Source organism: Enterobacter sp. BNK-22, from assembly GCF_048684805.1.
GTDB classification, from domain to species: Bacteria; Pseudomonadota; Gammaproteobacteria; order Enterobacterales; family Enterobacteriaceae; genus Enterobacter; species Enterobacter quasiroggenkampii.
The window spans coordinates 4,277,383-4,293,110 of the sequence record NZ_JBLQTT010000001.1 but is presented as its reverse complement, the minus strand read 5'-3'; the positions used below and the strand labels follow the sequence as shown (position 1 = coordinate 4,293,110).

Genomic DNA, 15,728 nt, shown 5'->3' with positions numbered 1-15,728 from the left:
ACCGGGCTTTGTTACAGGTTTAACCGATCTTACGTTTTACGTTCTTCTTCATTCCCGCTCCACCGTTCGAACGCTGATGCACAATCGGCGTGTGCTTGGTCAGCGCCGGGCGCGTATTGCGGTTCTGGCGACGCGCTTCGCGCATCTCCTCCAGCGTCGGGGCCGGTACCAGACAGTCGCGGCGCGAGCCGATCAGGTGTTTTTTACCCATCTCTTCCAGCGCCTGGCGGATCAGCGGCCAGTTTTTCGGATCGTGGTAACGCAGCAGCGCCTTGTGCAGACGACGCTGTTTATCCCCTTTCGGCACCACCACCTCTTCACTCTTGTAGCCAATCTTACTCAGCGGGTTCTTGCCGGTGTAATACATGGTCGTCGAGTTGGCGAGCGGTGACGGATAGAAGTTCTGCACCTGATCCAGGCGGAAGCGGCGCTGCTTCAGCCACAGCGCCAGGTTGACCATATCCTCATCACGCGTGCCCGGGTGCGCGGAGATGAAGTACGGGATCAGATACTGCTCTTTGCCCGCCTGCTTCGAGTAGGTGTCAAACAGCTCTTTAAAGCGGTCATAGCTGCCCATGCCCGGCTTCATCATCTTCGACAGCGGGCCTTCTTCGGTATGCTCTGGCGCAATCTTCAGATAGCCGCCGACGTGGTGCGTCGCCAGCTCTTTGATGTAGCGCGGATCTTCCACGGCAATGTCATAACGTACCCCGGACGCGATGAGGATCTTCTTGATGCCCTTCAGATCGCGCGCGCGTCGGTAGAGGTTAATCGTTGGCTCGTGGTTGGTATCCATGTGCTCGCAAATGCTCGGATAGACGCAGGAGAGACGGCGGCAGGTTTGCTCCGCGCGCGGCGACTTGCAGCGCAGCATATACATGTTCGCGGTTGGACCGCCAAGATCGGAAATCACGCCGGTAAAGCCCGGTACGGTGTCGCGAATGGCTTCGATCTCGTTGATGATCGACTCTTCCGAACGGCTCTGAATGATGCGCCCCTCGTGCTCGGTAATGGAGCAGAAGGAGCACCCGCCGAAGCAGCCGCGCATGATGTTGATCGAGAAGCGGATCATCTCATACGCCGGGATACGGGCGTTGCCGTACGCCGGGTGCGGCACGCGCTTGTACGGCAGCGCAAAGACGCTGTCCATCTCTTCGGTGGAGAGCGGGATGGCCGGCGGGTTGATCCAGATAAAGCGCTCGCCGTGCTTCTGCATCAGCGCGCGGGCGCAGCCCGGGTTGGTTTCATGGTGCAGAATACGGGACGCATGGGCGTAGAGCACCTTGTCGGCTTTCACCTTCTCATAGGACGGCAGCAGCACGTAGGTCTTTTCCCACGGCTTCGGGCGCGGCGGCTGCACGACGATAGCCTTCGCTTCCGCTTTCTTTGGTTCTACCGGTTTGTTATCCGCACACGGCAGATCGTCGCCATACGGATGTGGGATCGGGTCTATTTTGCCCGGCATATCGATGATGCGGGAATCCACGCCGCGCCAGCCCGGCAGCGCCTCTTTTACCATGATCGCGGTATTGCGCACGTCGCGGATGCTGCTCACCGGCTCGCCCTGCGACAGACGGTGCGCCACTTCCACCAGCGGACGCTCGCCGTTTCCGTAAATCAGCATGTCGGCTTTGGAATCTACCAGCACCGAGCGGCGCACGGTATCAGACCAGTAATCGTAGTGCGCGGTACGGCGCAGGCTCGCTTCGATGCCGCCCAGGATCACCGGGACGTCTTTCCAGGCTTCTTTGCAGCGCTGGGTATAGACCAGGGTCGCGCGATCCGGACGTTTGCCCGCCACGTTATCCGGCGTGTAGGCGTCGTCATGGCGCAGCTTACGGTCGGCGGTATAGCGGTTGATCATCGAGTCCATGTTACCTGCGGTCACGCCGAAGAACAGGTTGGGTTTACCCAGACGCATAAAGTCGTCTTTGCTGTTCCAGTCAGGCTGGGAGATGATCCCCACGCGGAAGCCCTGCGCTTCAAGCATACGGCCACAGATGGCCATGCCGAAGCTCGGGTGGTCAACATAGGCATCGCCCGTGACCAGAATGATGTCGCAGCTGTCCCAGCCCAGTTGGTCCATCTCTTCCCGGGACATCGGCAGGAACGGCGCCGGTCCAAAGCAGGCCGCCCAGTACTGGGGCCAGGAGAAGAGGTCACGATCCGGCTGGATCAGGGAAATTGCGCTCATAATGCTTCCGAAGAAAAAATAGACAAAAGGGCGGGGATTATACGCTGGATCATTGTGGGAAATGAAGGGGTATTTATTGCCCGGTGGCGCTACGCTTACCGGGCCTGAGGGGCTGTAGGTCGGGTAAGGCGAAGCCGCCACCCGACTCGTTTTACGGCGCCGGGTTGACCAGCATTTGTCCCACCGAACCCCTGTCCATCATCTCCAGCGTCTGGCTGTGGAACAGGAACGGGAAGTGCGGCCACGAAGGCTGGCCGTAATAGACCAACAGTTCCACCTGGCCGTCCACCCAGACGGTATCTTTCCAGCCGCGATCTTCCGGGAACGGCATCGCGCCGTTGACGTTGCGGATCAGGAACGACACTCCTTCAATATGGAACGACTGCGGCATATCTGAACGCACCGTCCAGCGCTCCCAGGTGCCCTGCTGCGCGGTGATGTCAATGCGGTTGACGTCCCACAGCGCGCCGTTGATGCCCGGGTCGTCGCCCAGGCTGATATCGCGGCTGCGCACCGGCGAGCCGCTCATGATCTCCTGCGGCAGCAGACGCATGGGCAGGCTATCGGTCACCAGCGGCAGCAGGCCGGTTGGGCGCAGGGTCAGCACCAGGGTCGAGACCAGAATGCTCGACGGTTCAAAGAACCCGCGAATGCGGTCGACAATGCTGGCCGCTTCACCGCAGGTGACAGACACTTCATCCCCGTTGGTCATATCAATGAGAATTTCGCGACGCTCACCCGGCGCGAGCGCCAACTGTTTGACGGACACCGGCGCCGGTAAAAAGCCCTGATCGCCGGAGATCACGTGCAGCGGACGGCCATCGCTCATCTGCAGCTGATAGCGGCGCGAGTTAGACGCGTTGAGCAGGCGCAGGCGCACCCAGCCACGGGACACTTCGACATACGGGCTCTGCGCGCCGTTAACCAGCAGCGTATCGCCGACGAAACCACCGCTGCCCGGCTCGCTGTATTCCGGCGTGCCGAAATTATCCAGACGTTTGTCCTGGATGATAATCGGGAAGTCATCCACACCGTAGTGGTTCGGGATCGGCAGGGATTTGCTGACTTCATCTTCCACCAGCCACATGCCGGCCAGGCCGTTATAGACCTGCTGCGCCGTGCGGTTAGGCGTGTTGGCGTGATACCACAGGGTTGCCGCACTCTGGCGAATCGGCAGAACGGGCGCCCAGTCGGCACTGGGTGACATCATGCGCGCCGCGCCGCCAATCAGCGGGCCAGGCACCTGCAGGCCGCTGATGGTCATGGCGACATTTTCAGGGGTACGGTTACTGTAGATGAGCTTAACGTCATCGCCATTCCACACGCGTATGGTCGGCCCAAGGTAACGTCCGTTAATGCCCCAGACCGGCGCACGCGTCCCCTGGGTAAAGGACCAGTGGCTGCGCTGCAGCGTCAGGAAAAGCGGCTGACCGCGACGGGATTCAATGAGTGGCGGAATAGGCAGCGGCTGTTGCTGCCCGGCGGCGCTGGCTGTCAGCGGCATCGCACCCGCACAAAGGGCGATCCCCGAAGCCTGAATAAACTGACGCCGACTGAGTGACATATAAGCTCCATCTGAAACGACTAACAACGCGGGAATTCGTTTTCCCTTCAACGCCGGATTAAATCTTACCGGCGGCTTCTCTCTCTGCGACTTCTTTGTCGAGCAGCGCAATATGCTCAGCCATCAGATCACGGCAGTGCGCAGCCAGCTCGCGCACCTGATCTTTACCGTATTTGCTGGTATCGACGGGTGGCAGCATTTCGACAATCACCAGCCCGTTATTCAGGCGGTTAAGATTAATCTTATTCGAAGTATTGGAAACGCACACAGGAATAATTGGAACACCTGCCGCAATTGCGGCATGAAACGCACCGGTTTTAAACGGCAGCAGGCCGCGGCCGCGGCTACGCGTCCCTTCCGGGAACATCCAGATTGAGATCCGACGCTTTTTAAAATGATTCACCACTTCCGCAATGGTGCTGTGCGCTTTTGCACGGTTATTACGGTCAATCAGCAGGTTACCGGTAAGCCAGTACAGCTGACCAAAAAACGGGATCCACAGCAGGCTTTTTTTGCCCACCGTCACGGTCGGTGGAAGCACGATATTAGAGGCCGTCACCATATCGTAGTTGTTCTGATGGTTGGCGATATAGATGGCGTTACCGAAATTCTCCGCCCCTTCCGGCAGACGTTTTTCAACCTTCAGACCAAACAGCGGCGCAAGGCGCCCGAACATATGGCCAAAAGTGGCGACATGCTTCGGATTACGCGGGCTGAACAGGCAATAAATAGAGCCGAAAATACAGACCAGAATGCAGTAGATAACGGTAAGAATAAGACGAACAATATATAGCATAGCGACCTCTGAAGCCCTAACAGCTGACAATTATACTTCACCTGTGGCCAGGTAAGGACTTTATTACGAGCGCGTATTGTTAATCGCAACGCACGAATTAACAACGATTTTACGGGAAATTTTATTGAAATTCCCCCTCCGGACAGAGGGGGATATCACGACATTACTCTTCGCTGTCACCCGCAGCGCTGCGTGCAGGAGAGTCAATCTCCACGCGATCGATACGCTGCAGACCGCGCATCAGCGAGCCGCGGCGACCGCGCTCACCCACCACCTTCTGCAGCTCTTCCGGACGAAGCTTGATTTTGCGCTTGCCGACGTGAATGGTCAGGGTGCTCTGCGGCGGCAGCAGGAAGAGGTGCGCCAGGCCATCTTCGCCTTTCGCGGCCTCCGCCGACGGGATGTTGATGATCTTGTTGCCCTTGCCTTTTGACAGCTCAGGCAGATCGCTGACCGGGAACATAAGCATGCGTCCGGCGGTGGTGATCGCCAGCAGCATGTCGCTTTCGTTCTCGATCACCAGCGGTGCCATCACGTGAGCGTTGTCCGGCAGGCTAATCAGCGCCTTACCGGCACGGTTGCGGGAAACCAGATCGTTGAAGGTACAGATAAAGCCGTAGCCTGCATCAGACGCCAGCAGCAGCTTCTGGTCATCGGCTTCCATCAGCATATGGTCAACCGTCGCGCCCGGCGGCAGCGTTAGCTTACCAGTAAGCGGCTCGCCCTGCCCACGCGCGGAAGGCAGCGTGATCGGGTCAATGGCGTAGCTGCGGCCGGTGGAGTCGATAAACGCCACCGGCTGGTTGCTCTTGCCTTTCACCGCCGCTTTGAAGCTGTCGCCCGCTTTGTAGCTGAGCCCCGGCGCGTCGATATCGTGGCCTTTGGCGCTGCGCACCCAGCCGCTCTGCGACAGGACAATGGTCACCGGCTCGGACGGCTGCATGTCGTGCTCGTTCATCGCCTTCGCTTCTTCGCGCTCGTGCAGCGGAGAACGACGGTCGTCGCCAAACGCGTCGGCATCGGCCTGCAGCTCTTTCTTCAGCAGGGTGTTCATCTTGCGTTCGGACGCGAGGATCGCCTGCAGCTGATCGCGCTCTTTTTCCAGCTCGTTCTGCTCGCCGCGGATCTTCATCTCTTCCAGTTTGGCGAGATGGCGCAGCTTCAGTTCAAGGATCGCTTCGGCCTGGGTTTCGCTGATGCCAAAGCGCGACATCAGGGCGGGCTTCGGCTCGTCCTCGGTACGGATGATCTCAATCACCTCGTCGATATTGAGGAACGCCACCAGCAAACCTTCGAGGATATGCAGGCGCTTAAGCACTTTCTCGAGACGATGGTTCAGACGACGGCGTACCGTATCGCGGCGGAATGTCAGCCATTCGGTGAGGATCTCCAGCAGGTTTTTCACCGCCGGGCGTCCGTCGAGGCCGATCATGTTCAGGTTGATGCGATAGCTTTTTTCCAGATCGGTGGTGGCAAACAGGTGGTTCATCACCTGCTCCATGTCCACACGGTTGGAGCGCGGCACGATCACCAGACGGGTCGGGTTCTCGTGGTCCGATTCGTCGCGCAGGTCGTCGACCATCGGCAGCTTTTTATTGCGCATCTGGGAGGCGATCTGCTCCAGCACTTTGGCACCGGAAACCTGATGCGGCAGCGCGGTGATGACCACGGCGCCGTCTTCTTTATTCCACACCGCACGCATGCGTACGGAGCCGCGACCGTTCTGGTAGATTTTGCGGATTTCCGCGCGCGAGGTGATGATTTCGGCTTCGGTCGGGAAATCCGGACCCTGCACGATATCCAGCAGATCGTCGAGCGAGGCTTTCGGCTGCTCAATCAGGGTGATGGCGGCTTTCGCCACTTCACGCAGGTTGTGCGGCGGAATGTCCGTCGCCATGCCGACCGCAATCCCGGTGGTGCCATTCAGCAGGATGTTCGGCAGACGCGCAGGCAGCATCTTCGGCTCCTGCAGCGTACCGTCGAAGTTCGGTACCCAGTCAACGGTCCCCTGCCCCAGCTCGCCCAGCAGCACTTCGGCATATTTAGAGAGGCGGGATTCGGTATAACGCATCGCCGCGAAGGATTTCGGATCGTCCGGCGCACCCCAGTTCCCCTGACCATCCACCAGCGGGTAGCGGTAAGAGAACGGCTGGGCCATCAGCACCATCGCTTCATAACAGGCGCTGTCGCCGTGCGGATGGTATTTACCCAGTACGTCACCGACGGTACGGGCGGATTTCTTGAACTTGGCGGTGGCGTTCAGCCCCAGTTCGGACATCGCATACACGATGCGGCGCTGAACGGGCTTCAGGCCATCCCCGATAAACGGCAACGCCCTGTCCATGATGACGTACATGGAGTAGTTCAGGTAGGCGTTTTCCGTGAATTCATGTAGCGCGAGGCGCTCTGCCATATCGCTCATTACGTGTGATTCCTCAACTCAGAAACCGAAGGGTTTCAGGCAATATTGCCGCAGATACTACCCTATCTGACGAGTTGAGTCACAAAGAAAAAGGGCCGCTTATGCGGCCCTTTCCGGGTTATTTGTTCAGCTTAATGACCTGCTTCACGTCGATTTCAAAATCGTTCCACTCTTTATCGACCTTGCCCTGGATTTCCACTTTATCCTGAGGGCTGACGGTCACGCCGTTCCAGCGCTTGTGGTCAATTTCCACGTTCACCGTGCCGGTCTCATCGCGGAAGGTGTAGCGGTCATCGGACAGGCGCTGGGTGATGTTCCCGCGCAGCTTCACCCAGCTGTCGTCCCTCATCTCTTTGACCTTCACCGCGGTGGTAAGGTTGGCGTCGTTATCGACAAAACCGCCTGCCTGCGTTTGGGTCTGGGTCTGTGCGGCAGACGGGCCGTTAAATCCGCCCTGCGCGGCAAAAACGGGGGCAGTGGTCATCATCATGATGGCGGCAATAGCAGCGAATTTTTTCATATTAACTCTCCCTTTAATCTGGTTTCGCAGTCCATTAAACAGGGTAATCCTTAACAACTTCTTAAGGGAAAAATTTATTTATTATCGCTGTACAGCAGGCGCTTACAGAGGGTTTACTGACGACATCAAGGAGGGAATATGCGCATTTTACTGGTAGAAGACGACACGTTAATCGGCGACGGTATCAGGGCGGGTTTAAGCAAAATGGGCTTTAGCGTGGACTGGTTTACCGACGGTAAAACCGGTCAGGCCGCGCTCGCGTCTGCGCCCTACGATGCCGTGGTGCTGGATCTGACGCTGCCGGAAATCGACGGTCTGGACATCCTGCGCGCGTGGCGCGAAAGCGGGCGCAGCGAGCCGGTATTGATCCTGACCGCGCGGGATGCGCTTAACCAGCGCGTGGAAGGACTGCGTCTTGGCGCGGATGATTATCTCTGCAAGCCGTTCGCGCTGATTGAAGTGGGTGCCCGCCTTGAGGCGCTGGTCCGCCGCAGCCACGGCCAGACGCATAGCGAACTACGCCACGGCAAGGTTACGCTCGATCCGACCCGACTCTTCGCCACGCTGGACGGTGAACCGCTGACGCTGAAGCCGAAAGAGTTCGCGCTGCTGGAACTGCTGATGCGTAATGCAGGCCGCGTGCTCCCTCGCAAGACGATTGAGGAAAAACTGTATACCTGGGATGACGACGTCTCCAGCAACGCGGTAGAAGTCCACGTTCATCACCTGCGCCGCAAGCTTGGCAGCGAGTTTATCCGCACCGTGCACGGCATCGGCTATACCCTGGGTGACGCATGAAGCTGACGCAACGCCTGAGCCTGAAGCTGCGCCTGACGCTCCTCTTTTTAGCGCTCTCCCTGATGGCATGGTTTGCCGCCAGCCTGGTGGCCTGGCAGCAGACCACCCATAAGCTGGATAAGCTCTTCGACACGCAGCAGATGCTGTTTGCCAAACGGCTGCTGACGATGGATCTTGACGAGATCCGCGCCCCCGAACGGATGCGCGAGATCCCGAAAAAAGTGAAGCATGGCCGTCTCGATGACGACGCACTGGCTTTCGCCATTTACGCCGTCGACGGCAAAATGCTGCTGAACGACGGCGAGAACGGGCGCGATATTCCGTACCACTATCGCCGCGACGGATTTGCTAACGGGCAGCTCCAGGACGACAACGACGAATGGCGTTTCCTGTGGCTGACCTCACCCGACGGGAAGTACCGCGTGGTGGTCGGTCAGGAGTGGGAGTACCGCCAGGATATGGCGCTGGACGTGGTCAGCTCGCAGCTCACGCCCTGGCTGGTAGCGCTGCCCGTGATGCTGCTCTTGCTGATTCTCCTCCTGAGCCGGGAGCTGAGGCCGCTGAAAAAGCTGGCGCAAACCCTGCGCTCCCGCTCGCCGGATGCGACCGAGGCGCTTGTGCTTCAGGGCGTCCCCACGGAAGTGCGCCCCCTGCTCGACTCGCTGAATCACCTCTTCGCGCGTACCCAGGAGATGATGACACGCGAGCGCCGATTTACGTCCGACGCGGCCCACGAGCTGCGCAGCCCGCTGGCGGCCCTGAAGGTGCAAACTGACGTGGCGCAGCTCTCGCAGGACGATCCGCAGGCGCGGGAAAGAGCGCTGGCGCAGCTGCATGCGGGAATCGACCGCGCTTCCCGGCTGGTGGACCAACTCCTCACGCTGTCGCGTCTGGACTCGCTGGATAACCTGGACGATGTCGAACCGATAACGCTTGCCGATTTACTGCAGTCGGCGGTGCTGGATATCTGGCATCCGGCGCAGCAGGCAGGGATTGATATTCGCCTCAACAACCATGCCCCGCAGGTCAAGCGTCAGGGACAGCCCCTGCTGCTCAGCCTGCTGGTGCGCAACCTGCTGGACAATGCCATCCGCTACAGTCCGCGCGGCAGCGTGGTGGACGTTACGCTGGACGCGCGTAGCTTTAGCGTGCGCGACAACGGTCCTGGCGTTGACCCCGAGGTGCTGGCGCGCATCGGCGAGCGTTTTTATCGTCCACCGGGCCAGAACGCCACGGGCAGCGGGCTGGGACTCTCTATCGTCAGACGCATTGCCGCGCTGCACGGAATGCGCGTCTCGCTGAGCAATGCGGCGGAAGGCGGCTTTGAGGTGAAGATCAGCTGGTAACGGATTATTGCATCTCCAGCAAAAGACTTTGCACATTTTGCTCATTTTTCCGCTCCGTCCTCGCGCGTAGAATACCCGGCATACTCTCATCACCGAGGACAAAAAATGAGCAACATTCTGATTATTAACGGTGCAAAAGAATTTGCGCACTCTAAAGGCCAGTTGAATGACACCCTGACCGAGGTCGCGGATGGTTTCCTGCGCGACGCCGGGCATGATGTTAAGGTCGTGCGTGCAGACAGTAACTACGACGTGAAGGCCGAAGTGCAGAACTTCCTGTGGGCTGACGTGGTGATCTGGCAGATGCCAGGCTGGTGGATGGGCGCGCCGTGGACCGTGAAAAAATATATGGACGACGTGTTCACGGAAGGTCATGGCTCTCTGTATGCCAGCGATGGCCGCACCCGCTCTGACGCATCCAAAAAATACGGTTCAGGCGGCCTGATTCAGGGCAAAAAATATATGCTGTCACTGACCTGGAACGCACCGCTGGAAGCCTTCACCGAGAAAGATCAGTTCTTCGAAGGCGTGGGTGTAGACGGCGCGTACCTGCCGTTCCACAAGGCGAATCAGTTCCTGGGCATGGATCCGCTGCCGACCTTTATCGTCAACGACGTGATTAAAATGCCTGATGTCCCGAGCTATATCGCAGAATATCGCAAGCATCTCGCGAAAATTTTTGCTTAACTGGTAGCCTGGAATTAAAGGAGTAGTAAACATGCTTACCGTTATCGCAGAAATCCGTACTCGTCCAGGTCAACATCACCGCCAGGCGGTGCTGGATCAGTTCGCGAAAATTATCCCGACCGTACTGAAAGAAGAAGGCTGCCACGGCTACGCGCCGATGGTGGATGCCGCCACTGATGCCAGCTTCCAGGCGACCGCGCCGGACTCGATCATCATGGTTGAGCAGTGGGAAACCGTCGCGCATCTTGAAGCGCATCTGCAGACCGCGCACATGAAAGCGTGGAGCGACGCGGTGAAGGGCGACGTGCTGGAAACCCACATCCGCATCCTGGAGCAAGGGGTTTAAGTTCGTGGAATTTGCCGGGTGGCACTGCGTTTACCCGGCCTACAAAACCTGAACCGTAGGCCCGGTAAGCGCTAGCGCCACCGGGCTTTGTTGTTTTTAGCTGCTTTTCTTCCCCGGTTTTAACCCACGATGGAGCTCGTTGATGCGCTTCATGGACTTGATGGTGCGCTGCGGCTCGGTAGAAGCGACCGACAAAATGATCATCTCCAGACAGAGCAGCACCGTGCCATGGAGCGGGATTTTGCCCTTTTCGCCACCGCGCGGAACGTGGATCACCACGCTGGCCTCCTTACTGAAACGCGAATCAAGGGCGTTAGTCAGCAGGATGGTGGGAATGCCCAGACGTTTTGCTTCACGCAGGGTGGTTTGCCCCTCCCGGTGCGCGGATTTCTGCGCCATCATCACCAGCACGTCGCCGCGCTGAAGCGCAATCAGCTGTTCAGCAAGCCCGATCCCGGTACGGTTGAGCGGCGTGGCGGGTAACCCCATACGGCTGAACAGCCTGGCGGTGTACTCGGCCAGAATGCCCGAGGCGCCAATGCCAAATATGGCGACCTGTCTTGCCTGTGCCAGCAGTGAGACCGCCTGCGCCATCGCGTAGCGGTTGTGGGGCTCGGATAACACCTCGCAGGTGTGCTGATGTCCCTCCAGCACGAAATCAATGCTCGCGTTGACGTCGCTGGCGAGCGTGTTCACCGTGGTGGACATCTTCTCGCTGGAGGTGACCACCGGGCCAAACCACTGCTCCAGCGTCTGCTTGAGATCGCGCAGCCCGGCGAAACCCAGCGCCTGTATGGCGCGGACCACCGTGGCATCCGAGGTTTTCACTACGGCAGCAATCTCCATGGCGGTTTGCTCCATCACCGCCTCGCGGTTGTCATGGATATAGCGTGCAACCTGCAGCAGACGCGGCGTCAGCTGATGCGCCCGCGCCCGAAAGCGGTCGCCATAGACATCCACGCGCCCTTTCTCTTTGCGGATCACCGTGATGCCTCCGGCAGCGGACGCCCGGCAATCTGCGACTGCACCTGCGCGGCCATCAGCCCTAATGACGCGAACGAATTCGAGATCGCCTCTTCACGCGAGATCAGCACGTAGTGCCCGGTTCGGCAGGCAGTCAGGAACTGACACCAGCCCGGCATGACAGCCTCCATTGCCGCCAGCTCGTCCTGCGGTTTACCGCCCGTATCCCCGCGCCAGGTCGCGAAGACGAAATCGGCATCCAGCTCCGGCAGGCGCTCGGCGCTGACGTCGATGCGCCCCCCTTCCGGGATGGCCTCAATCAGTGGCGGGAATTTGAATCCGGCGTCGCGCAGAACGCGGCCCAGCGAGTGGTAGCTGTGCATGGCGTTGATTTTCCCCTGATTAGCCTGAATCACCGACACGGTGATTTTGCGCGTGTCGATGGTCGCCTTCAGCGCCTTGATTTGTTCCTGATAGCGGCGTTCCAGAATGTTTAGCCTTGCCTGCGTGCCCGTGAGCTGCGCCAGCTTGCGGTAGATTTCCGGCGCGCCGCCGTCGAGATGATCGATGCTCACCGTCGGGGCAATTTTCGCCAGCTGTTCCACCGGGGTGTTGCGGGTCGGCTCGGTAACGATCAGGTCAGGTTTTGCGGCGGCGATGGCTTCGATGTCGATATCCGCCGTGCCGATAAATTTGATATCGGAATTATCGAAGTCGACGCCGGTCAACATGCCGCTGGAGCGCAGAAAATGGCTGCCGTCCGGCCGCGTGCGGCCATGGCTCGCCACCGGCGGCACGCCAAGCTCAATCAGCGGAATGGTGATATCCAGATCGTGTAAGGAAACAATCCGCTTCGGATGAACCGGCACAACCACCTTGCGTCCCAGATCGTCGGTAAATACCTGCGTCGGCTCCGCCGCGCTCACCGCGAACCCCACCAGCAACAGCATCGAAAACAGTACGCGCATCATAGTCCCCTAAAATCTGTCCCGACGCTGCCAGAGCAGCAGCAGGAAAAACGGTCCGCCAATCAATGAAATCACAATTCCCGCCGGCAGCTGCAGCGGGAGGAATGCCAGACGTCCGACGTTATCCGCCAGCAGCACCAGCAGCGCCCCCAGCACGGCGCTTCCCGTCAGGAGCGCGGTTTGCCCGCCGCGCAGCAGCAGGCGCGCCATGTGCGGGGCAATCAGCCCCACGAAGCCAATGCTGCCCACGCAGGAGACGCAGGCCGCCGTTAGCACCACCGGAGCGAGAACCCGCAGCAGCGCCAGCCGGGTTGTGCGCACGCCAAGGCCCGTAGCGGCCTGATTGCCGAGCAACGCCACGTCCGCGGCCCGGGCGGTAAACAGCAGCAGCGCAAACGCGGGGGCGGCCCAGAGTGCGGCCAGGCCTACCAGCGTCCAGTTTGCCGCATGCAGGCTTCCCGCCAGCCACAGCATCGCCGTCTGCACGTCACGCACGTCGGCGGTGGTCATAAAGACGCCCATCGCCGCGGCAAACGCCCACGACACGCCGATGCCGATCAGGATGAACCGCGGGCGCGAGATATCGCGCGCCAGGACGATCACCAGCAGCGCGGTGAGCAGCCCACCGGCCATGCCGACCAGCGGACGCCAGGCCAGGCTCAGTGCCGGGAACTGAAAAATCAGCAGCAGTACCGCCGCGCTACAGCCCTCCTTCACGCCGATAAGCCCCGGGTCAGCCAGACCGTTGCGGGTGATGGACTGCATCGCCGCCCCCGCCATGCCGAGCATCGCGCCGCACAGCACCGCCATCAGCAGGCGCGGCAGACGGATATCCATCACGACGTAGCGCGTCTCCGCCGTCAGACTTTCAGGCGAAAACAGCGCACGCCCGATGACGGAGGTTGGAATGGGCAGAGAACCGTGCGTCAGGCCAAAGCCCAGCAGGCTTAGCGCCGCCAGCGCGAAAAGCGACAGGTACGCCAGCGCTTTCGGGCGAATCAGCGCCGACAGGTGGCCAACGCGGATCGCGCGGAGTCCGGCCCGGTTCATTTGAACATCCTCGACGCCATAAAGATGAACACGGGCGCGCCGACCAGGGCCGTCATGATGCCGGTTGCCAGCTCCCAGGGGGTAAACAGCGTGCGGGCAGCGATATCCGCCAGCAGCAACACCAGCGCACCGCACAGGGCCGACAGCGGCACCATCACGCGCAAATCGACCGACACCAGACGGCGGATGAGCTGCGGCACCACAAGGCCGATAAAGCCAATCGGTCCGGCGAGGGAGACGGCCGCGCCGCAGAGCAGCGCGATGGCCAGCAGGGCAAGGAGGCGGGTTTTCCTCAGCGACACGCCAAGCCCCTGCGCCATTCTGTCGCCCAGCGCCAGCATGTTGAGCGAGGGCGATAGCCCGATAGCAAGAATACAACCGGCTGCTGCAGCCCACAGGGCACTCTGGAGCATCTGCGCGTTGACTCCGGCGATATCACCTGCCAGCCAGGTGCGCAGAGAGAGCAGCGTCTGTTCATCCAGGATTAACACCGCGGCGGTAATCGACGAGGCAAACGCCGACATCGCCACGCCACACAGGGTGACCTTCATCGGCGTGAGCCCGATGCGACCGGTCGAGGAGAACATCAGCACCAGCAGAAACAGCGCGGCGGCACCGACGGCGGCAATCAGCGGGCGACCAAACGGCAGCGAAAGCCCAAGCGCGCTGGCGATCACCACCGCCAGCGCTGCCCCGGCGTTGAGCCCCAGAATATGCGGCTCGCCGAGCGGGTTGCGGATCACGGACTGCAGCAGCACGCCCGCCACGCCGAGCGCGGCGCCTGTCACCATTGCGGCGCAGAGGCGCAGCAGCCGTAGTCTGATGATGATGTTATGGTCGAAATTGCGCGGATCGAAGTGAACGAATGCCTCGACTACCGTTCGGGGAGAGATAAACCGCGGCCCGATGCCAAGATGCACAATCGCGCCCAGCGCCAGCAGTAATGTAAAAATCAGGAAGGCGAGAGAAGCGCGCATCATGGCTGTTCAAGGCTCTGGCGAAACGGCATAAAGAACGGTTTGCCGGTCAAGGGGTTGATGGACATATGCACGTCCACATCAAACACCGCTTTGATCAACTCCGGCGTGCAAGCGTCGCCTTCATGTAACACCCCCTCGACTTTTCCCTGGCGTAAAAAGACCAGGGAATCACCGTAGTTCACGGCAAAGTTGAGATCGTGCAGCACCACCACGACGGTACGCCCGTGCTCACGCGTCAGCGTATGCAGAAGCTCGAGGATCTCCACCTGATAGCGAAGATCGAGGTACGTCGTCGGCTCGTCAAGCAGGATATACGGCGTTTGCTGCGCCAGCGCCATGGCGATCCAGCAGCGCTGACGCTGGCCGCCGGATAAGCTTTCCACTGGCATATGGGCAAACTCTGCCGTGCCGGTCAGTCGAAGGGCCTCTTCCACCGCCCGCTCGTCCTCGTCGCTCCACTGACGCATAACGTTTTGCCAGGGAAAACGCCCGCGCGAGACCAGTTCAAAAACGGTTAACCCTTCCGGCAGCAGCGGCGACTGCGGGAGAATGCCAAGCTGACGGGCGACCGCTTTGGTGGGCTGCTCATGAATGGCTTTACCGTCCAGCAGCGCGGTTCCCCCAAGCGGCTGCAGCAGCCGCGCGATAGTGCTCAACAGCGTGGATTTTCCACAGCCGTTCGCCCCGACCAGCACCGTCATTTTCTGCTGAGGGATCGCAAGGGAGATATCATCAACGATGATTTTTTTCTGATAGCCCGCAGAGAGGTTCTCCAGAACCAGACCCGGTTTGTGTGTGTTGTGAGCCACGTGAACGCCAACGTAATGAAAAACCAACAAATAAAAATAAAACTCATTCTCTTTTGAGAGTTTGACGCCGCGCCATGTAGTAGTCAAGCGAAGAAACACCCTGAAAAAACCAGGGGTAAACCAGAGAAAAAATGAGTCCATCAAGGCTTTTAAAAACATTTATTTCAATGAGTTAAATATCAAACCGCTGCGCTTACGTACGCGGTTAACTGCTGTAGTTGATTTTTTCTTTTTTCCATTTACTACTACATTTCCGCATGATTGAATGATTCTCAATTACATGTC

The 15,728-nt window shown here is 59.5% G+C and carries 14 protein-coding genes; 4 read left to right on the top strand and 10 right to left on the bottom strand.

The annotated features are described in order from the left end of the window. Positions 1-19 precede the first annotated feature (19 nt). The 5 genes from ACMGGE_RS20355 to ACMGGE_RS20335 form a co-directional block, all read right to left on the bottom strand. On the bottom strand, positions 20-2,194 hold the full coding sequence (locus tag ACMGGE_RS20355) for a YgiQ family radical SAM protein (protein WP_045909970.1): 2,175 nt from the start codon (positions 2,192-2,194) through the stop codon (positions 20-22). A 151-nt stretch (positions 2,195-2,345) separates the two neighbouring features. Further along, positions 2,346-3,758: a cell division protein FtsP gene (gene ftsP, locus ACMGGE_RS20350; protein WP_045909971.1), complete on the bottom strand. Its 1,413-nt coding sequence runs from the start codon at positions 3,756-3,758 to the stop codon at positions 2,346-2,348. A 58-nt stretch (positions 3,759-3,816) separates the two neighbouring features. Next, positions 3,817-4,554 carry a 1-acylglycerol-3-phosphate O-acyltransferase gene (gene plsC / locus ACMGGE_RS20345; protein WP_069719963.1) on the bottom strand — a complete coding sequence of 246 codons (738 nt, stop codon included), beginning with the start codon at positions 4,552-4,554 and terminating at the stop codon, positions 3,817-3,819. Positions 4,555-4,717: 163 nt separating this feature from the next. Beyond that, complete coding sequence (parC, locus tag ACMGGE_RS20340) at positions 4,718-6,976, bottom strand: DNA topoisomerase IV subunit A (RefSeq protein WP_045909972.1); 2,259 nt, start codon at positions 6,974-6,976, stop codon at positions 4,718-4,720. A gap of 118 nt (positions 6,977-7,094) precedes the next feature. After that, positions 7,095-7,496, bottom strand: a complete 402-nt coding sequence (locus tag ACMGGE_RS20335) for a YgiW/YdeI family stress tolerance OB fold protein (RefSeq protein WP_420294092.1) — start codon at positions 7,494-7,496, stop codon at positions 7,095-7,097. 138 nt (positions 7,497-7,634) lie between these two features. Between ACMGGE_RS20335 and qseB the strand changes: the two genes are divergently transcribed. From qseB to ACMGGE_RS20315, 4 genes are all read left to right on the top strand, one after another. Further along, positions 7,635-8,294, top strand: a complete 660-nt coding sequence (gene qseB, locus ACMGGE_RS20330; protein WP_262751963.1) for a quorum sensing response regulator transcription factor QseB — start codon at positions 7,635-7,637, stop codon at positions 8,292-8,294. Next, the gene (gene qseC, locus ACMGGE_RS20325) at positions 8,291-9,640 is read left to right on the top strand and encodes a quorum sensing histidine kinase QseC (protein WP_420294091.1); all 1,350 of its coding nucleotides are present in this window, start codon (positions 8,291-8,293) and stop codon (positions 9,638-9,640) included. The genes qseB and qseC overlap by 4 nt, the downstream gene beginning before the upstream one ends. Positions 9,641-9,745: 105 nt before the next feature. Then, positions 9,746-10,327 carry an NAD(P)H-dependent oxidoreductase gene (locus ACMGGE_RS20320; RefSeq protein ID WP_024906501.1) on the top strand — a complete coding sequence of 194 codons (582 nt, stop codon included), beginning with the start codon at positions 9,746-9,748 and terminating at the stop codon, positions 10,325-10,327. A gap of 31 nt (positions 10,328-10,358) precedes the next feature. Next, positions 10,359-10,673: a putative quinol monooxygenase gene (locus ACMGGE_RS20315; RefSeq protein WP_008502984.1), complete on the top strand. Its 315-nt coding sequence runs from the start codon at positions 10,359-10,361 to the stop codon at positions 10,671-10,673. A 96-nt stretch (positions 10,674-10,769) separates the two neighbouring features. Here ACMGGE_RS20315 and ACMGGE_RS20310 read toward each other — a convergent pair whose 3' ends face one another. Genes ACMGGE_RS20310 through ACMGGE_RS20290 form a run of 5 tightly spaced genes read right to left on the bottom strand, consistent with a single transcriptional unit; the run spans position 10,770 to position 15,443 of the window. Next, positions 10,770-11,657: a MurR/RpiR family transcriptional regulator gene (locus ACMGGE_RS20310; protein WP_039025548.1), complete on the bottom strand. Its 888-nt coding sequence runs from the start codon at positions 11,655-11,657 to the stop codon at positions 10,770-10,772. Further along, positions 11,654-12,604 carry an iron-siderophore ABC transporter substrate-binding protein gene (locus tag ACMGGE_RS20305; protein ID WP_063622595.1) on the bottom strand — a complete coding sequence of 317 codons (951 nt, stop codon included), beginning with the start codon at positions 12,602-12,604 and terminating at the stop codon, positions 11,654-11,656. Before ACMGGE_RS20305 ends, ACMGGE_RS20310 begins: the two co-directional genes overlap by 4 nt. 9 nt (positions 12,605-12,613) lie before the next feature. Continuing rightward, positions 12,614-13,654 carry a FecCD family ABC transporter permease gene (locus ACMGGE_RS20300; protein WP_414746996.1) on the bottom strand — a complete coding sequence of 347 codons (1,041 nt, stop codon included), beginning with the start codon at positions 13,652-13,654 and terminating at the stop codon, positions 12,614-12,616. After that, positions 13,651-14,634, bottom strand: a complete 984-nt coding sequence (locus ACMGGE_RS20295) for a FecCD family ABC transporter permease (RefSeq protein ID WP_420294090.1) — start codon at positions 14,632-14,634, stop codon at positions 13,651-13,653. The genes ACMGGE_RS20300 and ACMGGE_RS20295 overlap by 4 nt, the downstream gene beginning before the upstream one ends. After that, positions 14,631-15,443 (bottom strand): ABC transporter ATP-binding protein, encoded by an 813-nt coding sequence (locus tag ACMGGE_RS20290; protein WP_047747212.1) that lies wholly within the window; start codon positions 15,441-15,443, stop codon positions 14,631-14,633. Before ACMGGE_RS20290 ends, ACMGGE_RS20295 begins: the two co-directional genes overlap by 4 nt. Between the last annotated feature and the right edge of the window lie 285 nt (positions 15,444-15,728).